Annotated in this window: 15 protein-coding genes and 1 pseudogene; 10 read left to right on the plus strand and 6 right to left on the minus strand. The window is 58.8% G+C overall.

Annotated features, from left to right (window positions below):
* Positions 1 to 30: 30 nt before the first annotated feature.
* From LOY50_RS12165 to LOY50_RS12180, 4 genes are all read right to left on the minus strand, one after another.
* Entirely contained in the window at positions 31 to 3,093 is a 3,063-nt protein-coding gene (locus tag LOY50_RS12165) for an amino acid adenylation domain-containing protein (protein WP_258690964.1), read from the minus strand.
* A gap of 111 nt (positions 3,094 to 3,204) precedes the next feature.
* Positions 3,205 to 4,251 (minus strand): TauD/TfdA family dioxygenase, encoded by a 1,047-nt coding sequence (locus LOY50_RS12170; protein WP_253473885.1) that lies wholly within the window; start codon positions 4,249 to 4,251, stop codon positions 3,205 to 3,207.
* 18 nt (positions 4,252 to 4,269) lie between these two features.
* Positions 4,270 to 7,698, minus strand: coding sequence for a condensation domain-containing protein (locus LOY50_RS12175; RefSeq protein ID WP_258690965.1), 3,429 nt, complete (start codon positions 7,696 to 7,698; stop codon positions 4,270 to 4,272).
* A gap of 7 nt (positions 7,699 to 7,705) precedes the next feature.
* A complete protein-coding gene (locus LOY50_RS12180; RefSeq protein WP_258690966.1) occupies positions 7,706 to 8,683 on the minus strand; it encodes a TauD/TfdA family dioxygenase in 978 nt (325 codons plus the stop codon).
* A 248-nt stretch (positions 8,684 to 8,931) separates the two neighbouring features.
* On the opposite strand from LOY50_RS12180, the gene LOY50_RS12185 reads away from it, so the two are divergent.
* Together LOY50_RS12185 and LOY50_RS12190 are read left to right on the plus strand one after the other, a co-directional pair.
* The gene (locus tag LOY50_RS12185; protein WP_258690967.1) at positions 8,932 to 10,995 is read left to right on the plus strand and encodes a TonB-dependent receptor; all 2,064 of its coding nucleotides are present in this window, start codon (positions 8,932 to 8,934) and stop codon (positions 10,993 to 10,995) included.
* 107 nt (positions 10,996 to 11,102) lie between these two features.
* Entirely contained in the window at positions 11,103 to 12,524 is a 1,422-nt protein-coding gene (locus LOY50_RS12190) for a diaminobutyrate--2-oxoglutarate transaminase (protein WP_258690968.1), read from the plus strand.
* A gap of 322 nt (positions 12,525 to 12,846) precedes the next feature.
* Here LOY50_RS12190 and LOY50_RS29120 read toward each other — a convergent pair whose 3' ends face one another.
* Both LOY50_RS29120 and LOY50_RS29125 read right to left on the minus strand, forming a co-directional pair.
* Positions 12,847 to 13,524, minus strand: coding sequence for a methyl-accepting chemotaxis protein (locus LOY50_RS29120; RefSeq protein WP_408980865.1), 678 nt, complete (start codon positions 13,522 to 13,524; stop codon positions 12,847 to 12,849).
* A 195-nt stretch (positions 13,525 to 13,719) separates the two neighbouring features.
* Positions 13,720 to 14,997 (minus strand): annotated as a pseudogene (locus LOY50_RS29125) (FIST signal transduction protein); the annotation flags it as partial.
* A 340-nt stretch (positions 14,998 to 15,337) separates the two neighbouring features.
* Between LOY50_RS29125 and LOY50_RS12205 the strand changes: the two are divergent.
* The 8 genes from LOY50_RS12205 (at position 15,338) to LOY50_RS12240 (ending at position 21,288) form a co-directional block, all read left to right on the plus strand.
* The gene (locus tag LOY50_RS12205; protein WP_258690969.1) at positions 15,338 to 15,541 is read left to right on the plus strand and encodes a hypothetical protein; all 204 of its coding nucleotides are present in this window, start codon (positions 15,338 to 15,340) and stop codon (positions 15,539 to 15,541) included.
* 162 nt (positions 15,542 to 15,703) lie between these two features.
* Positions 15,704 to 15,982 (plus strand): hypothetical protein, encoded by a 279-nt coding sequence (locus tag LOY50_RS12210; protein WP_258690970.1) that lies wholly within the window; start codon positions 15,704 to 15,706, stop codon positions 15,980 to 15,982.
* Between the two features lie 227 nt (positions 15,983 to 16,209).
* Positions 16,210 to 16,569, plus strand: a complete 360-nt coding sequence (locus LOY50_RS12215; RefSeq protein ID WP_258690971.1) for a hypothetical protein — start codon at positions 16,210 to 16,212, stop codon at positions 16,567 to 16,569.
* A 154-nt stretch (positions 16,570 to 16,723) separates the two neighbouring features.
* Positions 16,724 to 16,987, plus strand: a complete 264-nt coding sequence (locus LOY50_RS12220) for a hypothetical protein (RefSeq protein ID WP_258690972.1) — start codon at positions 16,724 to 16,726, stop codon at positions 16,985 to 16,987.
* 175 nt (positions 16,988 to 17,162) lie between these two features.
* Positions 17,163 to 17,657: a hypothetical protein gene (locus LOY50_RS12225; protein WP_258690973.1), complete on the plus strand. Its 495-nt coding sequence runs from the start codon at positions 17,163 to 17,165 to the stop codon at positions 17,655 to 17,657.
* 551 nt (positions 17,658 to 18,208) lie between these two features.
* Positions 18,209 to 18,484: a hypothetical protein gene (locus tag LOY50_RS12230; RefSeq protein ID WP_258690974.1), complete on the plus strand. Its 276-nt coding sequence runs from the start codon at positions 18,209 to 18,211 to the stop codon at positions 18,482 to 18,484.
* A 1,238-nt stretch (positions 18,485 to 19,722) separates the two neighbouring features.
* Positions 19,723 to 20,040: a DUF3077 domain-containing protein gene (locus LOY50_RS12235; RefSeq protein WP_258690975.1), complete on the plus strand. Its 318-nt coding sequence runs from the start codon at positions 19,723 to 19,725 to the stop codon at positions 20,038 to 20,040.
* Positions 20,041 to 20,052: 12 nt separating this feature from the next.
* Positions 20,053 to 21,288: a hypothetical protein gene (locus LOY50_RS12240; RefSeq protein ID WP_258690976.1), complete on the plus strand. Its 1,236-nt coding sequence runs from the start codon at positions 20,053 to 20,055 to the stop codon at positions 21,286 to 21,288.
* The last annotated feature ends 187 nt before the right edge of the window (positions 21,289 to 21,475 follow it).

Genomic DNA, 21,475 nt, shown 5'->3' on the forward strand with positions numbered 1-21,475 from the left:
CGGTGATGGCGGGGCGACGGGACGAGCCGCTCACAGGTCGGCCTCGTCCAGTTCGGCCATCAGCGCTTGCATTTCGTCATCGGACAGGCCCGAGGCGCTGAACTCGGTGCTGTCGGCTTGCGGCTCGGCGGCGCTCGGCGCCAGCGGTTGCGCGACCTCGGCCATGGCCGCGATAGTCTGGCGTTCGAAGACTTGCTTGGCCGACAGCGCGATGCCTTGCTCGTGAGCCTGGGCCACCACTTGCAGGCTCAGGATCGAGTCGCCGCCGATGGCGAAAAAGTTGTCGGTGACGCTCACCGTCGAGAGCTTCAAGACCTTGGCGACGATGGCTTGCAGGGCGGTTTCCATGGCGTTGCGCGGCGCCACGTGGGCGCTTTCGTCGAACGAGTCGGGGTCGGGCAATTGGCGGGTGTCGAGCTTGCCGTTGGGCGTGCGCGGAAAGCTCGCCAGGGTCAGCACCAGGGCCGGCACCATGTATGACGGCAGGCGCTCGCCGAGGAAACGCTTGATCGCCTCGGAGTCCGGTGCGTAGCCGTGGGCGGCCAGGATGTAGGCGAGCAGGCGCTTGCCGGCGGCGTGTTCCTGGACGATCACCGCGGCTTCGCGCACGTCGCTGTGGCTGCACAACTGGCGTTCGATTTCACCCAGCTCGATGCGGTAGCCGCGCACCTTGACCTGATGGTCCTTGCGCCCCAGGAACGCCAGGCGCCCGTCGGCCAACCAGCACGCCAGGTCGCCCGTACGGTAGGCGCGGGTGCCGTCGGCCAGGGTGACGAAGGCCTTGGCGGTTTCTTCGGGTTTGTGGCGATAGCCGCGGGCCAGGGTCGGGCCGGCGAGGACGATTTCCCCTGGCTCGCCGATGCCGCAGGCGCTGTCGAATTCGTTCAGCAGGCGCAGGTCCATGCCGGCGATGGGGCGGCCAATGCTGACGTTGCGGTTTGGCTCCAGCACCTCATAGGTGGCCCAGACGGTGGCTTCGGTAGGACCGTATTCGTTCACCAGCCGGGCGTGGGGCAAGGTCTTGCTGTGTTGCGCGATCAGCGATGGCGGGCAGGCTTCACCGGCGACGATCCAGCAGGCGAGGCTGTCGGTGCCTGGGCTGCGCTGCAATTGATCGAGCAGGGCCTGGTACAGCGATGGCAGCGACAGACCGTGGCTGACCTGATGCTGGGCAATCAGTTGTGCCAGGCGGGACATTTCCAGCTCTTCCCCTGGGGCGGGCAAGACCAGGCGTCCGCCTTGGGCCAGGGTCCAGAAAATCCCGGCGACCGAGCTGTCGAAGGCGAACGACGACAGCAGCAGGTAGGCGCGCACCGGGGTGTCATAGGTGGTCATGCGCACCTGGGTCGAGAAGCTCAGTGCGCCGTGGCTGATTTCCACGGCTTTCGGCGCACCGGTAGAGCCCGAGGTGTAGATCAAGTAGGCGAGGTCGTTCGCGTCCGGCAACGGCAGCGCCGGCCAATCGCCAAGGTCCGGCGCTGCCAGGTCATCCAGCACGAAACGTTGCAGGGTGGCCGGCACGCTGTCGGCCAGTTCGGCGCTGACCAAGATGTGGGCAATGGCGCTGTCGGCGAGCATGTAGGCGCGGCGGTCGGCTGGGTAGGTCGGGTCGATTGGTACGTAGGCGCCACCGGCTTTCAACACGGCGAGCATGGCGACAATGGCCGCGTTGCTGCGGGCGAACAGGATGCCGACGGGCACGCCAGGACCGATCCCGGCGGCGACCAGTCGATGGGCCAGTTGCGTGGCGCAGGCGTCGAGGCGGCTGTAGCTCAGGTCACCGTCCTGGTCGCTGAGGGCGATGGTGTCCGGTTGCTGGCGAACCTGGCGGGCAATCAATTCCACCAGCGTCACCGGTTCGACGGCTGGCACGCTCGTGCTGGTGCCGATCAACTGCGATTGCAGCGTTCCACCCAGGGGCAGTTGGGCCCAGGCCCGTTGCGGTTCCGCCACGGCGCCTTGCAGCAGTTGCAGCCATTGCTCGGCGAGGCAGCCGGCGGCTTCGGCGCTGAGGAGGTGGCGGTCGTAAACCAGCTGCGCGTGCAGGCTGTCGGGCAACTGGCGTACGTTCAGGCACGCCTTCCGCGGGTTCATCACCGCGCTGGCATGGCGCTCCAGGGCATCGCCCGAGCGCCAGGCAAAGGCATAGCCGGCGTTGAGGTGGCCGGTGTAATAGTCTTGCCAGCCGACTGCCCGTTCCAGGGTGGCGGCCACTTGCGAGCTTTGCTCCAGCAGGGTTGCCTGGGCATCCAGTTCGATGCTCACGGGCAGGCACTGCTCGAACAGGCCCAGGGTGCTTTCCAGTTCCGCGCCGCGACTTTCATGGATCAGGGTGAGCGGCACCTGTTGCTGGCCGGCCAATCGTCCCAGTACCGCCGCCCACGCCGCCAGCAGCAGCTCCGGGGTCAGGGTCGGGTGACGGGCGAGGGCGCTCGGCAGGCTCAGGTCCAGTCGGGTCGGCGCGAACCCGCCATCGAGGGCCACTTCGAGCGGCAGCTGCAAGGTGGCCTGTTCGGTTTCGCCCGAGGGTTTCCAGAAACTCACGCCCGGATGGTCCGGCGCGTCTTCAACCAGGCTCCAGCGCCATTCGGCGTAGTCGGCGTACTGCAAGGTCTCGGCCAGGTCCGTGGCGATGTCTTGCTGCAATGCACCGGCCAGCCACTTCAGGCTGGCGAGGTCGAAGTGGCTGCTGGCCGCCGCCAGGTCCAGGACCGCATGTTCATCGGACAGGCGCACCAGGGTCACCCACAGTGGCGTCGTCCAATCGCGGGGCTGGTCGGCGAGCCGGGCCAGCGTGGCGTCCTGGTCGGCACGGCTGTGCTGGCGCAGGTCCTGGAGATTCACCGCCAGCGGAGCGGTTTCGTCGATCACCTGCACCGGGTGGCGCAGGCCGGGCACGGGCATCAGGCGCGTGCGCAGGATTTCACTGCCGGCCACCAGGGCTTGCAAGCGGTTGTTCAGTGCAGCGACGTCTAGCGGTTGCGACAGCGACCATTGCAAATGGCAGCTGAACGGGTGCTCCGCCGCGCCGTTGATGTGGGGGTAAACCGATGCCTGTTGCGGCGAAATACGAAAACCTTGAAGTCCGCTCATGTTCATCTCGACTGGAAAAGGGCTTGAGCCTGGATCACCGCACAGACGTCGGGGCTTGCTGGACACGTGTCAGGCAAGCCTCCTGCGAACGGCGGGTGGCCCCGTTGAATGTCAGACGGCAACGTCGCTCGACAGCAGGGCTTCAGCCATGCCGGTCATGATGGCGCGCTTGCCGGTAAAGGGTTCGCGACCGTGCACGGCGAGCATGTTGTCGATGAACAACACGTCCCCCTGTTGCCAACTGAACCGCACCAGCGAGTCGAGGTAGGCTGTACGCAGCGATTCCAGGACCTGCGGCTCGATGGGTTCGCCGTCGCCATAAAAGGTGTTGGTGGGCAGGTCGAGGTCGTTGAAGTTGCTTTGCAGCGAATCGCGGATTCGCTCAGGCAGGGTGCTGATGTGGAAGAACGTGGCGTGGTTGAACCAGACCTCTTCGCCGGTGCGCGGGTGGCGCACCACGGCCGGCCCGCGTTGGCGGGTGCGCAGGCGATTGTTGTCTTTCCACTCCACTTCGATGCCGACGCTGGCGCAGTAGGCCTCCACTTCGCCGCGGTCTTCGGACTGGAACACGGTCTGCCAGGGCAGGCCGAAACCGTCGCCGTAGTTGCGCACGTACAGCACGCCTTTTTCCCGGAACCGCGCTTCGATCTGCGGGCTGATCCTGGCCTTCACGGCGCGGGTCGAACCAATCGGTGTTTCACCACCGGTCTCGGACGGCAGTTGGCAATAGAAGAACAGCCGCAGTGGAAAGCGCGGCGAATAGGAGTGCTCGTTGTGGGGGAAAATCATCTGGTCGGCCGGGTAGTCGGTCGAGGTGTAGATGTTGCCGCCGACCCGTGTCCGGGGCGAGGCGCGGAACATGTATTCCAGAGCGCCGGGAGAGAGGGCGGCGATCACCTGGTCGAACTGCTCGACGGACGCGACGTTGAAGCCGCGAAACAGCAGGGCGCCGTACTGCAGCAGTTTCTGTTCCAGCGACTCGCGTTCCCGGGCGGCCCAGGCGATCAGGTCGACGCCACTGACCGCCGGTTCGATCACCAGGGGCAGGGCGTGGTCCGGGCTGAGCAGGCGCTCGGTGACCAACTGTTGTTCCGAGACGCTCATGGCTTTGCGACGCACGGCGCCAAGGGCGCGTGGCGATGGGGGCACGATAGACATAATTGGCATCCGACTCGGTTAAAGGGACAAGGAGCGACGTTTGGCTTGCATCATCTGGCTGCGACCGGCCAGCGCCTGTGACTGTTGTCGCTCACGGGCAAAGGCCTGGTCCCAGGTGTCGATGCGCTCGGCCAATGCCGGCAGCGGCTCGTCCAACAGGGTGTGTAGCTGTTCCAGCAGGCCCGTCCACAGGTGTTGCAGGCGCAGGGCACGCTGCTGGTCGAAGTATTCGCCGCGATACTTGAGGATCGCAGCGAGACCTTCGCTGCCGTGCACGAGGTCGAGCACCAGGTGGAAATCTCCCGGTGCCTGGGCCACGTCCAGCGCGGACAGTTGCGCGCCGGCGATGGCGGTCGGGGTCACCCGTGACGGTTGATAGTTGAGCTTGACCTGAAACAGCGGCGAGTGACCGGGGCGGCGTTGCGGCGCGAGGGCCGAGACCACCAGGTCGAAAGGCAGGCCTTGATGGGCATAGGCCAGGCGTGCCTCAGCGCGAACCCGCTCAAGGAAACCGGCCAGGGTCGGTTCGCCACGCAAGTCGCAACGCAGGGTCAACTGGTTGACGAAGAAGCCGATGACGTCGCTGTGCTCGGCCAGTGGCCGGCCGCTGACATCGGTGCCCAACAGGAATTGCTGCTGGCCGCCCAGTTGCTTGAGCACCAGTTGGTAGCTGGCCTGCAACAGCATGAACAAGGTCATGCCTTGCTCGCGGGCCAACTCAGCCAAGTGCTCGCAGCGGGCCTGGGGCACGCTGAAGTCCAGGCTGTGTTCGCCCGGGGCCTGGCCGCTGCCACCGAGTTCCAAGGTTTGCGGCATGCCGGCCAGGTGTCCGCGCCAGAAGTCCTGCTCGGTGGCGATTCGTTGTTCGCTCCAGTACCGGGCTTCCCATTGGGCGAAATCGAGGTATTGCCCCGGCAGCCCTGCGTCCGTCGAGCCAGCCAGTTCCGCCAGCAGCACTTGCGCCGAACGCCCATCGAAGGCGATGTGGTGCAGGGTCAGCAGCAGGTCATGCTGTTGCTCATGTCGGCTAAGCAACTGTGCTCGCAGCAGCGGGCCGGCTTGCAAATCGACAGGGGTGGCGTGTTCGTGGGCCAGGTGCTCGCTCAGCGCCCGCTGTTGCTGCGCTTCATTCTGTTCACGCAAATCATGATGGACCAGTGCTACCGCCGTGGCCGGCAACACCTGTTGTTGCGGGCCATCGACACCGTCGCGGTACACCGTGCGCAACACGCCATGCCGCTCGACCAGCGTGTTCAAGCGCAGGGCCAGCGTCTCGATGTCCAACGGCCCTTGCAGGCGCAGGTGCAGCACCAGGTTGTGGCGGGTGTCGTCCGGGTTCAGTTGGCGCAGGAACCACAGGCGACGCTGGGCGAACGACTGATGGCCCTGGCTGAGATTGGCCTGCTCGGTCGAGGCTTCGGCCGTGGGCGCCGGTTCATTCAGGAAACCTTGCAGGGCCAGCGCCCATTGCCCGAGGGTGGTGTCCCCGAACAGGCTTTGGGTATCGAGGTTCCAGCCCTGGTCCCGGTGCAGGCGCGCAGCGAAGTCGGCCACGCCGATGGAGTCCAGGCCCTGGCCGATCAAGCTGCGTTCGAAGTGGGCCGACAAATACGGGTTGACCGCGTGCAGCGTCTGTTCCAGCCATTGGCGGCAGGCGACCTGGGCCTGTTGCGGCGTTTCGGCCACCAGGTGCTTGAACTGGGCGAGGTCAAGGGTCTCGCCGTTCGAGGCATGCTGGCCACCGCTCTGGGCGATGATGCTCAACGTGCCCGCGGCCAGTTGTTTGCGTGCGCCTTGACGGGCGATCTTGCCGCTGGTGGTCATCGGGATGGTGCCGGCTTGCACCAGCACAATCTGGTCGATGCCGCAGTCGGCGGCTTCGCGCACGGCGTTTTGCATCGACGCGAACAGCGCCGGATGATGCGCCGGGTCGACGAACTTGCGCTGCGGCTCGGCGACGATCACCAGTTTCTCGCGGCCCAGGGCCGGGTCCATTTCCGAGAAGGCGGCGATGCGGCCGGTGCGGATGCCTGGCTCGGCGTCGGTGATGGCGAATTCGATGTCGTGGGGGTAGAGGTTGCGTCCGTTGAGAATCAGCAGGTCCTTGAGGCGTCCGCAGATCACCACCTGGCCTTCGTGCATGAAACCCAGGTCGCCGGAGCGCAGGTAATGCTCCGATGAACCGACAATCCGTGCTTCAAAGGCTTCGCGAGTGGCCTCGGGGTTCTTCCAATAGGACTCGGCGTTGCTCGGGCCCTTGAGCCAGACTTCGCCGATGCGGTCGGCGGCGCAGCGCTCAAAGGTGTGCGGGTCGACGATGGCGATGCTATGCAGGGCTTGCGGGTAACCGCAGGCGACGAACTCCACGGCGGCGGCATCGGCCATCGCCAGGGCCACTCGACCGGTTTCCAGCACGGTCTTGTCCAAGCGCAGCACCACCGGCAGCGCATCGGCCGGCGTGGCGCTGACGCACAGGGTCGCTTCGGCCTGGCCGTAACCGGGGCTGATGGCCAACGGATTGAGGCCACACGCGGCAAAGCGCTGGGCGAACGCTTCCAGAGTGCCAGGATGGATCGGTTCGGCGCCGTTGATCGCGTGTTTCCAGGCGCTCAGGTCGAGCTGCGCGATTAGGTTGTCGCTGACCACGCGGTTGCACAGGGCATAGGCGAAGTTGGGGGCGAAACTGGCGGTGGCGCGGTAGCGACTCAGCGCCTGCAACCAGGTCGACGGCGCATTGACGAAGGTCTGGGACGCCATCAGGTAGCACGGCATGCCGCTGTAGAGCGGGGCCAGCATGCCGCCGATCAGGCCCATGTCGTGGTACAGCGGCAGCCAGTTGACCATGGCGCCGTGCTCATCGAACGCGTAGGCCTGGCGCATCAGCTCGACGTTGGCGATCAGGTTGCGTTGACGCACCTCGACGCCTTTTGGCGAGCCGGTAGAGCCCGAGGTGTATTGCAGGAAGGCCACGGTCGAACCGTCGATGGCCGGGCGTTGCCACTGGCTGGCCGGTGGCGTGCCCAGGTGCTGGACGGTCAGCACATCGACGCGGCCCTCCACCAGTTCCAGCAAGCCTTCGCAATAGTCTGCTGGTGCAAGAATCAGCGCCGGTTCGGCATCCACCACCACGTTGCGGACGCGATCGAGGTGGCGTGGTTTTCGCGACGGCGGTGGAAACAACGGCACGGCAATCAGCCCCGCATAGAGGCAGGCGCAGAAGGCGCGGGCGTAGTCGAGGCTGCTGGGCAGCATCAACAGCACCCGATCACCCGGTGCATAACGCGCTTGCAGCGCGGCCGCCAGGGATTGGGATTGCTCGTGCAGTTGGGCAAAGGTCAGGGTTTCGCCGATCTCTACGCCGTCCGGCAGAAAATGCAGGGCGGCACGCTGAGGGAAGTGCTGGGCGTTGGCTTCCAGCACGTCGATCCAGTGTTCGAATGAAAACATGTGCAATTCACGCCATGGCCACGATGACTTTGCGGTCACCGGTGAAAGGATTGCGCCCGTGTGCAACCAGTCGGTTGTCGAGCATCAGGATATCGCCGGGCTGCCAGGGGAAACTGATGGCAGTCTCGCGGTAGACCTCGCGCACGGTGTCGAGCATGTCGTCGGCAATCGGCGAACCGTCGCCGAAATAGACATGGCGCGGCAGGTTCTCTTCACCCACCGCCGCCAGCAGGCTGGCGCGTACGCTCGGTTCGATGGCCGAGACATGGAACAGGTGCGCCTGGTTGAACCAGACCCACTCTCCAGTCTCGGGATGCTGCTGCACGGCGGCGCAACGCTGGCGGGTGCGCAGGTCGCCATCGGCTTTCCATTCCCACTCGATGTCGTTGTCCTGGCAGTAGCGTTCGACCTGGGCGCGGTCCTGGGTGTTGAAGACTTTCTCCCAGGGCAGGTCCAGGGCGCCACTGTAGTTGCGCACGTAGAGCAACTCGCGGGTGGCGAACAGCTCGCGAATCTCGACAGGCATGCGCTGGTAGATCAGGCGGCTATCGGCAATCGGGGTCTCGCCGCCGGTTTCACTGGCCTTGATGCAGTGGAACCAGATGCGCGAAGGCCAGGGACGGGTGTAGGCCTGTTCGTTGTGCAGCGGGATGAATTGATGGGCCGGATACTCGGTGGAGCTATAGACCCCGGCGAAGACTTTGCTGCGCGGTGTGGAGCCGAATTCGTAACTGGCCAGCGGTGCACCGAAGCTGGCAGCGAAGCGCTTGAAATCAATGGGCGTGGCGACGGTGAAACCGCGAAACAACACGCCGCCAACGGTATTCAGGAGATGGGCCAGGCTGTCGCGGATCGAAGTGTCCAGATCGTGGATCGACTGCCCCGATGTCCCCTGCACCAGCACGGGTAGCGACTGGGCGCTTGCATCCGTGGGCGCCATTGAAAAAAGCTCGGAACGCCCGTTCAGGTGTTCGATTGAGGTCATCCTTGTGCATCCTCTTTTGTCTTCTTCGACCAGTCACAAGACCATGAAAGCAGGGCAGCGGTCAGTGTTGTAGGACTCGTCTGTAATGTATGTAAGGCAATACAAGACGACATACTAGGTACAAATGAGATGGATTATCAATACTATTTATTTAAATTTTTTTTTGGATTAGACTCCGCTCCGCTGGCGCCAAGCAGCCTTCGGCCAGTTAAAAAAACCTAAAAATATCTGTCGCAGGGGAGCGGGGCGTGAATTTCAAAAAGAACACAATTGCGTTGGCTGTAGGGTCGGCCATCGGCCTGAGCAACGGCGCATGGGCGGCTGAAGAAACCGGCAAGATGGAGATCGCTCCGATCACCGTGACGGGTGAAAAAATCGACCGCACCCTCGAGAAGACCCAGTCCAGCGTCGTGGTCGTCACCGACAAGAATCTGCGTGAACACGGCGACAAGGACCTGGTTGATGTGTTTGCCCGCACACCCGGCGTCTTTAGCCAGGCCGGCAATGAGAACTGGGGTATTCGTGGCGTGCCGGTGTCCGGTTTTGACGACCAGGGCCCGGCGACTCTCAACGGTGCGGTATCGGTGTATGTCGACGGCGCCGTGCAGCCAAACCGTGCGCTGACCCTCAGCCCGGTTCCGCTCTGGGATGCCGAGCAGGTCGAGGTTTTCCTTGGCCCGCAATCCACCACCCAGGGCCGTAACTCCCTGGCCGGTGCGGTGGTTATCCAGACCAAAAACCCAACCTTCGAACCGAGCTTCTCGGCGCAGACCAACGTGGGCAACTACGGTGAGCACGGTGCGGCCGTGGCGGGTGGCGGGGCCATTGTGGATGACAAAATCGCCGGCCGTATCGCCGTGGATTATTCCGACGGTGACGGCTACATCCGCAACACCACGCTCGATAAAGACGCCAACCCGCATCGCACCAGCAACGCCCGCGGTAAATTGCTGATCCTGCCCAATGACGACACTGACGTCTTGCTGACTTATGCCCATAACGAACATCGCCAGGGCGACCGCTCGACGATGCGCGGCACCGATGGCAAACCGAGCTATTACGACATCGCGTCCAACACCGAGGCCTTCGACAACCTCAAGCAGGACACCCTCAGCGCCAAGGTGGATTATCGTCTGAACGATGCCTGGTCGTTGACGAGCATGACTGCCAATACCAGTACGGACTACAGCGCCCGTCTGGACTTTGACCAGACAGCCGTGGACGACCAAGTCGTTTTGCGTAAACAGGATGGCAACCTGTTCAGTCAGGAACTGCGCTTGAATTACGCGTCCGACACCGTCAAGAGTTTCGTCGGTGCCTACTATGGACGTAACACCAACGACTTCCATGACCGCTTGTTGTTCGATGGCGCGCTGTTCGGCACGGTCAAGGGCGATACCACGATCGAGAACAAGGCAGTGTTCGGTGAAGTCAACTGGACGTTCGCACCGCGCTGGACCTTGATCACCGGCCTGCGTTATGACCACGAGACGAACGACACCGACGTCGAGCAGGATGATTTCTCCGAGCCGGCCAAAGTCAGCAAGTCTTTTGATGCCGTACTGCCGAAACTCGGCATCGACTACGAACTGGCCACCGACCAATACCTCGGCTTCATGGTGCAGAAGGGCTATCGCGGTGGCGGCGTCAACCTGCGCTCCGGCAGCGGTCACCAGGCCTACGACCCGGAATACACCACCAACTACGAGTTGTCCTACCGCGGTTCGTTCTTCGACAAGACCCTGCGTACCCGCGCCAACCTGTACTACACGGATTGGAAAGACCAGCAGGTCAGTGTTCGGCGCAACGGCAGCAACTTCATTGATGTCTTCAACGCTGGTCGCAGTGATATCAAGGGACTGGAAGTTTTCGTCGAAAAAGACGTTACCGAACAGCTGACCTTGAACGTCGGCGGGGCCATCACCGATGGCAAATATAAGGACTTCGTTGCTGACAATGGTCAGGACAGGAGCGGCGAGTCACTACTTTACTCGCCTAAGTACAAGATGTCGGTGGGTGGTGTCTATCGCTTCGATGACCGTCTGATATTCGGCACGGACGTTGTCTACCAGAGCGCCGCGCCAACGGAATACGAGTTCGATGCCAGCGGCAAGGTCACCGGCGAGCGCCGGAGCGACAACTACGTGCTGGTGAACTTCAACACCGAGTACAAAGTCACCAAGAACGTCGCGGTGTCCGCCTACGTGAAGAACGCGTTCGACAAGGAATACGTCACCAACAACCGCAACGACACCATCATTGACGTCGGCGCACCGCGCACGGTGGGGATGATCCTGCGCTACGACATGTAACCCATGGGCGCGGGGAGGCAATCTCCCCGCGTCTGCTCTGCAACGTTTCGGATGTTTGTTTCCAGGCTGTTCGTTCCCTTCCAAACCCAGCCTCCATGGAGGAAATCATGAGTGCTTTTTCGAATGTCACAGCAGGTGGCGCGCAACAGCTACGCCTGTTGCACACCGGTCTGTCGAGTCCTTACTGCCTCGATTCCACGCCGTTGCTGGAACGTCAGCAACAGCAGGAGTCCAACGCCCGCAGTTACCCGCGACGCATTCCCCTGGTGCTTGAAAGGGCCCATGGCATTTATGTGCAGGACAGCCGAGGGCAAGTGTTCGTCGATTGCCTGGCCGGTGCCGGGACCCTGGCGCTGGGGCACAACCACCCGGTGATCATCGAAGCCATCACCCAGGTCATGGCGGCCGGTGTGCCGATGCATACCCTGGATCTCATGACCCCTGTGAAGGATGCATTCGTCCAAGAGATTTTCGCTTGCCTGCCCAGCGAGTTCGCTCGCCATGCACGCATCCAGTTCTGCGGCCCGAGCGGGGCCGATGCGGTCGAGGCCGCGCTCAAGCTGACCCGTACCGCCACCGGGCGGCACTCGGTCCTGGCGTTCGAAGGGGCCTATCACGGGATGACCCTGGGCACGCTGGCCATCAGCGGCAACCTGTCGCCGAAAAATGCCCTCGGCGCGTTGATGCCCGGCGTGCAGCGCCTGCCGTTCCCTCACGACTATCGTTGCCCGTTCGGGGTGGCCGGCGATCAAGCGGTCACGTTGAACGTGCGTTACCTGGAACACTTGCTCAACGACCCGGAAAGCGGGGTGACCGCACCGGCGGCAATGATCCTGGAGCCGATCCAGGGCGAGGGCGGGGTGATTGCCGCGCCGGACCGCTGGCTGCAGGAGTTGCGCCGGTTGACCCAGGCCCACGGCATTCCGCTGATCGTCGACGAGATCCAGTGCGGCATTGCCCGCAGTGGACGGATGTTCGGCTTCGAGCAATCGGGCATCACGCCGGATGTCATCACCCTGTCCAAAGCCATCGGCGGCGGGTTGCCGCTGTCGGTCATGGTCTACCATGAGTCGCTGGACGTCTGGCAGCCGGGTGCCCACGCCGGCACATTCCGCGGCAATCAACTGGCGATGGCGGCGGGTACTGCGACCTTGCGTTTTATTCGTGATCAAGGCCTGGTCCAGCACGCTGAAACGGTGGGCGCCCACCTGCAGAAACACCTGCAGGCACTGCAAAACGAGTTCGCCTGGATCGGTGATGTGCGTGGGCGTGGCCTGATGCTCGGCATGGAAATCGTCGACCCGCACGGCACCCCAGACGTACAGGGCCATCCGCCGGTGGACACCGCCCGGGCCAAGGCGTTTCAGCAGGCTTGCCTGAAGCACGGCTTGATCGTTGAACTGGGCGGACGCCACGGCGCGACCGTACGCTTCCTGCCGCCGCTGATCATCACCGAACAGGAAATCGATTTCGTCGCAAAAATCCTGTTCCAGGCCGCGAGCACAATCAACGAGCACCCCGCAGGCTGATCATCCAGGTCCGGACCTGCATCGGGACTCAACACCAAACCCTGTGGGAGCGAGCTTGCTCGCGAAGGCGCCGGCCCATCCAACATCACCACAAGCTGACCCACCGCTATCGCGAGCAAGCTCGCTCCCACAAGGGATTACGGGTGCCCAAAGCATCCGGACCCAACACCAAACCCTGTGGGAGCGAGCCTGCTCACGAAGGCGCCGGCACATCCAACATCACCACAAGCTGACCCACCGCTATCGCGAGCAAGCTCGCTCCCACAAGGGATTACGGGTGCCCGCAGCATCCGGACTCAGCACCAAACCCTGTGGCAGTTGCTCAAGCACTGGCGTGAGTCAGCCCCGTCAAGGTGTCCGCGATGGCCTTCGTGCGTTGTGCGGTGCCTTCGGTGGTGCGGCTCGAGTCTTCCAGGGCATCGAGCATCTCGCGCAGGGCGCTGACGGCGACGGACTGGTCTTCGATCTGTTGGGCGACGCCTTGGATCTCCGTCGAGAGCAGGTCAATGTCCACGCCGATTTCCGCAGCATTCTTGCGGGTGATTTCCGCGAGCTTGCGGACCTCATCAGCCACCACCGCAAACCCTCTGCCCATTTCACCGGCGCGTGCTGCTTCGATGGCGGCGTTGAGGGCCAACAGGTTGGTCTGCCCGGCGATTTGCTGGATGACCTGTACGATCGACTGAATACGCAAGCTTGAACTGGCAAGCGCACGGGCGCCGACCACCGCTTCACCCGCTTGGGTGGCAAGTTGTTCGACGGTCGTACCGGCCTGCTCGGCGACGCTGTTTTGCCGGTCGATCGTGCCCGTCAGGTCATCCATCGACAAGTGCAGTTCGCCAGAGTAATGCTTGATTTGCGTCGCCATCTGCGCCTGCTGCTGGCTGGCTTGCGCCAATACCTGGCCCAGATCGGTCAGGCCGTCGAACACCGGCAGGATGGCGTTGTCCAGGCCGCGCGTGTCCAAGGCACTGCTGAAATCATTCATCTTGAACGCCATGATCTGCTTGACCACGACATGGTTCAGGCCGGCCAGCTTCTTGATCTGGCGGCGCAGGAAAAACGCCTTGAACTCGCCATAGTGGGCGATGAAGTTGTCGACGTACTCATCGACAAAATTGGCGCCCTTGGTGACTCTGAAGAAGAAAATCGCCGTAAGGGTCTGGTTAAGGTTCAAGCCGAGGATTTCACCAAACGTCGAGAAGCCGGCCAAAGGCACATCGCCGAAAATACCGGCCATGCTGCCCAGGTCGCTGCTGTTGTTGAGCCGCCGCAGGATGCAATCGTTGAGAATGGCGGCCACCGGACGGCCGCCTTTGCCCTTGAGGAATTTCTCGTAGTCGAGCCGGGTCGCCTCGCGAAGGGGCGTGCGCTTGACCATCACCAGCTCTTCGCCGGGCGCCACGTCGCAGAACAGCTGGATGATCTGCTGCTGATAATCGATGCGGGCAATGGAACGGACGAACAGCTCATCGCCCACGCGGATGGCGAATGAATAATCGGCCAGCTTCTTTTCCAGTGCCTGGGCACTGCACTCGAATGCATCGCACAGCGCCTGGACCATGCTCTTGATGTTGCCACGGCTGTCGATGACCTGGTCGATGGTGCGGTCTTCGACCGACGCGGTCAGCACGCTGAACGTCAGCCCGGCAGGTTGGAAGTTCTGACTCTTGAACACCCCGAAGCGCACATCCGCCGCGGTTTTCAGGAAGACAATCTGCGCGTGGTTCTGATAACTGCGCTGCCCATCACTGATCAGGGTCTTTTTGAAATCCGTCTTGCCACCGGCCGAGCCGCCGACGAACAGGCAGGGGAAACGTCCCGATTCATAGAGCGCCTCCATAAAGAACGACTCGGAAGCCGAAAGACCATCGAACACCACGTAGGCCAAGGTGTCGCGATGATCAATCGGCGTGCTCACTTGCGCCTGCTTGATGTTAGTCACCAACCTGGCGATTCGCTCACGCATGGCCAAGCGCTTGCCGCCACCGCGAATGTCCTCGCATTCCAGCGGCACCATCACCACCTCGGCCGACACAATCACACTGGCATCAAACAGCTGTAGCACCACCCGATCCCAGGTCTCGCCGGTCTGGCAATACAGCGTGTTCGCACCGTTGCACAGCTCACCTGACGTCGTGCACAGGCTGATGGTGCTGTGGGCGAAGCGCTTTTTGACGTTGGCGGCGATCTGGTCGATGTCCAGGTGCGGGGAGATGAACCCGGTGATCAATACCGGGGTGATGCGCACGCTGGCCAGCGCCTGATCAAGTTCAGCAGAGGTGCAGACCACGCTTACAACCCCTTGAGTGCGGGCTCGGGCAGTGTTGAAGAGGTTCAGTAGGTTCATGGCTGGACTCGGTTGAGCGCGACGTGACGCGTACGCGGTATGCGTGCGGAGTCCTTTCTCTGTAGCGGTCACGGCTGGGGGCTTGTATGGGCGTGAGCTTGTGCTATTTGCGGGGGGGGCCATAGGGGCTTTTGGTTGGGGTTTGCTCCGTCTGTTGATCAACTACTTTCGTATAGGTGCCAAGGGAGGGCGATGAAAAAACAGTCTCTGACCTCTAGACGAAAAAATGGCAGCCGCTATGCTTCGGTGATGGCCTCTTGCTACTCGCTATGCCCACCACAAGCAATTCTTGGCGCGAGACGGAAACTTACTCGTCATCGTCCTTGAGGAGACGTGGAGGAAAACGGGGGGACAGATTTGAGCTCACTTGTAATTGGCCTGTCTCATAATCGTAATCTGTCCAGGTTTTTTCGTTGTTAAGCAATAGATCGAATTTTTAGCGAATGGCTGAGGTTGTTGTGTAATGAATAATGAAAAGATATTACCTGAGCCTCGAGAAATCGAAGAGGCGACGCGCAATCCAAATGGTTGGGTGTATAGAATATACGGTCACTATGGGGTAAACGATGCAGTCCCACCTGAAGCTGTTGTGGGTGCTTGGAAAGTTAATGAGGAAGGACTCATTGTGGGTGAATTTATTTCGAATCCGAAATTCATCCATAGATGACAGAGTAGCAAGGTAGGGTGATGAGTATCTCTATAGTGAAACCCAAAATAGCTCTATTGTTCTGTGGTATTTTTTATAGAAAACGTGGTCTTTCCCCGTTTTTGTGGTCGATATTGGCGATCAGGCTGTATGGCAGTTGCGCAGAGATAGGGGGCTTTAACTATGGAATCCGAACTGCTCAATGAAGTTTGTCAGATTGTTGAAGACTGCAAAGTGCTAAACTTTTCAGAGTCAAAACTGGCACTCGCAATAATTCGCGCCGCAGAAAAATACTCCGATAAGGAAGTCGTAAGCGTCTTTTCCAGTCTGTCAAACGGTGTGATGGCGGAGATTGGGCAGCATGTCTCCAGGTACGAAACTACCGGGGAGTATTACGTCATTTCAAATGCGGGTATAAGCGACTTGTCTGGACTGATGGGGCGCATTTCGAAACTGGTTTAAGCTTCAATCAGCGCATGTAGTAAAAATGTTAAGGCCTGTAAAAGATGTTGTGAATGCTACCCAGGTGCTGGCGGAAACGCCCATCAACGGCTATTGTTGCCGGCGTTGTTTCCCCCAACCCATTAAGGTGCCTAAAAACCACCAATTGTGTAGGGAACGTGGTCTATCCCTGAGGAATTTCAGCTGTCAATTGTTGTGAAACCAATCGTTCCTAGAGGTTGAATTCAATGCAATATGTAAACCTGCTTGGTGTGCACCCTGGTTGCGTGGAACTGCGACCATTTGCGAAAAAATTCTTTGACGCCCTATGCGTTAATGATAGGGAAGAGCGCGAGAGCAGTAATTACATTGATGGTTATTATTGCAAGGATTCCCTTGGTGGCATGACTTTCTCCGTCGCTATTTCAGACGAAGATGCGCATGAAAACGTACCGTACTGGATTCACATTTCAGCGGACTTGGTCACACCTGACGCTCTGGAAGATGCTGTTTCCCAGTTGATTCGAGATAAGGTACTTCCAATGGGATTTCAGTTGGTCCGTATTGTTAACTTAGGCAAGCGAGGTGAGCTGCGAATTGACTACTGACATGTCAAGCGTGATAAAGATAATATTGTTATTGGTAGCGTTGTGGTGACGGATTTTGCCGATGGCGAGATTTTCAGATTGGATCACGGCGACCAACGCACTTGAGAAGTCAGAAGGCAACAGAAAGATAGGGCTCTAATAAATGAAGTTTACAATGAGCGTAGTCGAAAAATTTGAGTTGTCAGATGGAGTTACGATTCTCGCTTGTAAAGGCTGTAACTCAAATGTTGATGTTATCGGAAAACGATTTTATCCGGTTTCTGGTGATAAGGTTCGACAGCCTCTGACGATAGTTTGTGAGCGTAAGATGCTAAATCAACAGTCGAATCTTGATCAAAAGGCTTTTGAAATAAGAGATGTTGTGGATCTGACGCAAGAAGAGGCAAGAAGTGGAGGTTGGCAGTTGGTCGTAGAATAAGATCAAGAGGGCTTAACGGGGGGCAAAATTCTGGCTCACTTGAAGTAGTGCTATTAACGCTTTGTTACGTTCTTTAAAGGCTAAATAGAATGCTAGCGATTGTCGGGTAAAAGCATTGCGCACAAATAGATTCTGAGTTTGGCGATAAAAATTATCTGTTTTGAGGGTTGGCTGGATGAGTTCTCCAATTATTTTTGGCTTGAGCGAAGATGATAATTCAATGAGGCTGATTTATCGTCTTGAGCATGACTTGGAAAGAGATCGCGAAAGAGTATCGTTGACTCAAGCTTTAACATTGGATAAAACTCGCCCGCTTATAGGGCTTAAAGGAACCTATGGGCTTTTTGGATCAGTAGATTGGTGGGATAGCATCCGCCAAGGACAAATGCCACTGTTATTCGTTTCTGGCGTCATTTTGCGGGCTTATGTTGCGGGGCAAGATAAGCATCAAGCAAATAATATGCTTGATTTAAAGCTAGAAGACGGCTCGGTGCGAGCTGTTGGTATTTATGTCAATGACAGGGAAGACGTTCGGTTGTTTCGGTCTGGTTACAAAGCTAGTGTTGTGTATGCGTTAGATGAATTGAAACAGCAGCCGGCTTCTGATGGTAGTGTGAATTATTCGAAGGTTGCATTGGAGATGGCGGTTTCGTTGCAGTCTGTTATATAGCGAAAACCAGTTGGCAGCTTTGGGGCAGTGCGCGCAGATCAAGTCTTCTGATGTATTTTGATTGACTGAAACAGTAGGGGAATAGAAAAGGGTGCTGTCTCTTCTGGAGTTGACTAAGTTTTTGGTCCGACTTGTACGAAAGGACTCTCCATATGCCACGCAGAGCATGCGTCTCGATACCTGGCGTATCCTTGCGTTCAATTCTATGGGGCAACGAGGCATATTTGTTCCGAGGGGTGATAGCTTGAATGGGTGGAAGCCATGGTGATGAAGAGGTTGATGAGCTTGGATGAAATGGAGCCAATCGCTAAGGAGGCTACGCGTCTGGCGTTAAGTGAGTATCCGGAACCGTCGAAGGGAAGCGGGGACAGACCACGTTTTCTGATGAAACTGAAGCAATGATCGAACGGGGAGTTCAGCGAGGTCGACCGGAGGGCGGGACAGCGATTGTCGTCTTAGTTTAGAAAACGTGTTCTGTCCCCGTTTTCTCTGTCCCCGTTTTCTAGAACTGGTTCGAGTCCACGATTGACTCAGCCAATAAGACGATTGGGGTGAGTATTAATTTGAAGTACGACACCGGTACGTTAACGGAGGCGCAAGCGACCAAGCTGATGTCTTTAACCCAGGATGGGGTATCTAGGTTCTGGAGCCGCACTATTGACCTGAATGGCGATACATATGCTGTTAATGTTAACGTGAGCAAAAATGAAGAAGGTATGCCGATTAGCCTGAAAATCGAAAGTGGAAAAGATTATGCGCGCTCGCTCAATACGAATGGCGCGTTCTTTCCATTCTCGATTCCGGGCGCCACCATCTATTGTCAGTAAGGGTATAGTAGTGGCAGGCTGGAGCGGGCTGACAATGACTATAAACTTGTTGCGGCACACGAAATCGGGCACCCAATCCTTACGCTGGCAGAAGGTTTGAAGTATTCGTGGGGCCACGAGGGGACTTCCGGGATCTTTGGAGGCGAAAACGGTACGCGGGCCTCTGCTTCCTGAACGGGCGAAATAAATCTGATGAAATACTACGAGCGAGTGAGCGATAAAGCAAAATATGACCGATCTATTGCGAGTGAGAGTTATGTCAAAAATCTTATCTATATTTCTACACGTCGTTAAAGTGTCGGTTCTGCCACTGGCGTTGTCTAGCTGTTCTTTGATAGAGATGGAGCAGGTTTTTTTTGACGAGCTGCGTATTGAAAATAAGCTGGCAATACCAATAGCCTATTGCAACGAATTCGATGCTACGACCTGTTCTGAGGTAGTCCAGAGTGGCGGAAGCTACAGCGTAATTTTCGTTTCGCACGTTAATAATGACAGTGACGAAAAAAAGTTAGAGTCATTTGATCGTCAAAACATTAAGGTCTGTGGAAAGGTCCTTGATATCAAGCTGATTCGGACAGTGTCGTCAATAGTGAAGCGTGACAAGGACCATTCCGAGATCATCATCGATAGGGCGGTAAGCGATAAATTTTGTCAATAAAGGAAACGGGAGCAGACCCTGAGGAATCCCCACAAATCTACTCCAATACCCGCGCCTCTTGATGGGCCTCTGCTCGCAACGCGTGCTCAAGCCTCTCAAAGGTGCTTCGAGAATTTGAGCCGCGTCCACAAAACGTGTCTGTCCCTGATGGACTGCGAGCATTGGGTCCTCGCGTAGGAAACTTCTGAAAATCCCACCAAAAGCACTATTCTGACCCTAAGCCTCTCGCCGGAGGTTTTCTGTCGCGTTACGCTCTGGATGTCGCTGCACATTCAGCGACCGGGCTTGGTAACCCGGTGGAATAAGGCGTAACAGTGCACAGACAGGATTGCAGGCTTTCAGGCCTGCGATTTTGTTTTATGGCAGCTGTGCGTGGGACGTCTTCTGACGTGCCGGTTTCCTTGATTCCCCGGTTTACCAACCTGCGCACAGCTGCCACCCATTCGCTTGGTGACGGATGCGGCAGCTCTTCGAATCAAGGGAGCTGAACAATGCATATCAATAGATCAAGAAAACGGCCTCATCTGCTCAGCAGTTCTGTATCGCAGTCCCGCTGCATCTCAGTCAGTGGAGATAGCAAATGACCGAACAAGCAGAAGCAAAAACCATCGGCTACACCCCATTCCATTATTGCTCCGATCGTCCACTGTTCCGCGTTAACGGCGGTGTTCCGTTAAATGAAGCGTTGCAACAAGCGTCAGATCTCTTGCATCTCGCCTACCGGCTTGCAGAGGATGCAACCTTCGAAAGGAAAACGGACCGTCATGCTTGGGCGGCTCATTATTTAATGGAGATGAGCAAAGCGGTGATTGATGATGTAGTGAAAGTCATGACAGTTAGACCCGGGGAATCAAAACACCGGTTTCTTCGGGTTGGTGGTGCAGCACCAGAGCGGTGAAAAATCAGCTCCATGACGCCTGGACGGCAAACCGACACCCGCTATGCTATCGACGATGGCGTCTTGCCATTTACCACGCCCACCACAACCCCAGGCGCGAGACGAGAACCTGCTCGTCATCGCCCTTTGCAGAGACAATCCATGAATACATACAAAGCCGTGTCCGGAGTGGCCTGGGGTGTTTTGTTGGGTTGCATCGGCCAGGCCAACGCTTTTCAGCTTTCGCCGGATGGCACCTTGGCTGAGCGGGAGATGGCCAAGAAATACGGGGTTTCCTATAAGGCGACGGTGCCTTTCGCCAGTTTTGCGCTGCACAATTTTTCCGATCCTGCCCATGAGGCGCTGACGCAGAAGATCTATGGGTGCGACGGGGATTGGCAGGAGTGCAGCAACCCCAACCTGGAGAATGCTGGCGCCTACATCATTGCCGGGGTTCGCTGGAACGATGATCCGGTGTTCATGCCGGGCGCGGAAGATGCCAAGACCAAGGGCTGCGATGGGCGTTATTCGGTTGGTTTTATCTCGCAGACGCGGTGCTGGGTAAATCTCTTCGAGAAAGCCGAGAGCAAAAGCGCTTCTGATCCGATGGCGTTCATGGGCGCGGGGAACTACATCTCTCGTTCGCATTTTGGCGACCTGCAGTTCTTGCATTCCATGGCTTCCCAAGAGGGCGCCACGCCAGAGCAGACCAAGCGTGAAATCATGATGTGGGCCGAGTTCGCCTGGGGTGTTGCCGATGGGACCTATCCCATCAATACCTATTTGAAAGACATCAAGATCGAAGGCTGGGAGCAGCATTTCAATAACGGGCAGACCGTGCAGGATCTTTTTGCCGTGGGGCGTCCATGGCTGCGGGCGAATGTGAACCAGGTGGCGTTTGGCAGCTTGCTTCACCTTGTCCAGGACAGCTTTGCCGGTGGGCATGCGCAGCGGCGCGAAGAGGTGCTGGGTGACAAGTGCATGGGCGGTGCCGAGGCTGTGTTGGGGCGAATCGAGGAATTTCATTCTTACGCCCGGCAGGATCATGCCAAGCACAAGGCCGATGACGCCAGTTCAGTCGCCAGGATCATGCTGATGGCCCATGAACCGGACGTCGTGGATGCGGGCAAGAAGCTGAGAGGGTTTATCGCCGATCGCAGGAAATGGGCGGATGTCAGGCCTTATCTGGATGAGTGTGTTTTTGCGCTGGCCAATGAAACGACTCCGGCGTCGGCGGGTGATGGATATAAGCTGGAGGCCAATCGCTGACCACCTGATGAAAAACTGGTGGGAGCGAGCTTGCTCGCGATAGCGGTGTGTCAGGCGACTTCGATGTTGACGGTCATGACGCCTTCGCGAGCAAGCTCGCCCCCACAGTAGCCGCAGAACGATGTGCCTTACTTGCCCGTCGGCCGTTCGTTGACATTCGGCCTTCCTCGACCATTATTAAGTGCCT

Origin of the sequence: Pseudomonas sp. B21-010 (genome assembly GCF_024749325.1) — a bacterium.
Taxonomy (GTDB): domain Bacteria; phylum Pseudomonadota; class Gammaproteobacteria; order Pseudomonadales; family Pseudomonadaceae; genus Aquipseudomonas; species Aquipseudomonas kilonensis.

Excerpts from the sequence above, each read along its gene's own strand:
- LOY50_RS12165 (WP_258690964.1), bottom strand. The coding sequence starts at position 3,093 with ATGAGCGGACTTCAAGGTTTTCGTATTTCGCCGCAACAGGCATCGGTT.
- LOY50_RS12225 (WP_258690973.1), top strand. The coding sequence starts at position 17,163 with ATGAGTTCTCCAATTATTTTTGGCTTGAGCGAAGATGATAATTCAATG.
- LOY50_RS12205 (WP_258690969.1), top strand. The coding sequence starts at position 15,338 with ATGAATAATGAAAAGATATTACCTGAGCCTCGAGAAATCGAAGAGGCG.
- LOY50_RS12220 (WP_258690972.1), top strand. The coding sequence starts at position 16,724 with ATGAGCGTAGTCGAAAAATTTGAGTTGTCAGATGGAGTTACGATTCTC.
- LOY50_RS12215 (WP_258690971.1), top strand. The coding sequence starts at position 16,210 with ATGCAATATGTAAACCTGCTTGGTGTGCACCCTGGTTGCGTGGAACTG.
- LOY50_RS12175 (WP_258690965.1), bottom strand. The coding sequence starts at position 7,698 with ATGTTTTCATTCGAACACTGGATCGACGTGCTGGAAGCCAACGCCCAG.
- LOY50_RS12170 (WP_253473885.1), bottom strand. The coding sequence starts at position 4,251 with ATGTCTATCGTGCCCCCATCGCCACGCGCCCTTGGCGCCGTGCGTCGC.
- LOY50_RS29120 (WP_408980865.1), bottom strand. The coding sequence starts at position 13,524 with ATGGCGTTCAAGATGAATGATTTCAGCAGTGCCTTGGACACGCGCGGC.
- LOY50_RS12240 (WP_258690976.1), top strand. The coding sequence starts at position 20,053 with ATGACGCCTGGACGGCAAACCGACACCCGCTATGCTATCGACGATGGC.
- LOY50_RS12210 (WP_258690970.1), top strand. The coding sequence starts at position 15,704 with ATGGAATCCGAACTGCTCAATGAAGTTTGTCAGATTGTTGAAGACTGC.
- LOY50_RS12235 (WP_258690975.1), top strand. The coding sequence starts at position 19,723 with ATGACCGAACAAGCAGAAGCAAAAACCATCGGCTACACCCCATTCCAT.
- LOY50_RS12190 (WP_258690968.1), top strand. The coding sequence starts at position 11,103 with ATGAGTGCTTTTTCGAATGTCACAGCAGGTGGCGCGCAACAGCTACGC.
- LOY50_RS12180 (WP_258690966.1), bottom strand. The coding sequence starts at position 8,683 with ATGACCTCAATCGAACACCTGAACGGGCGTTCCGAGCTTTTTTCAATG.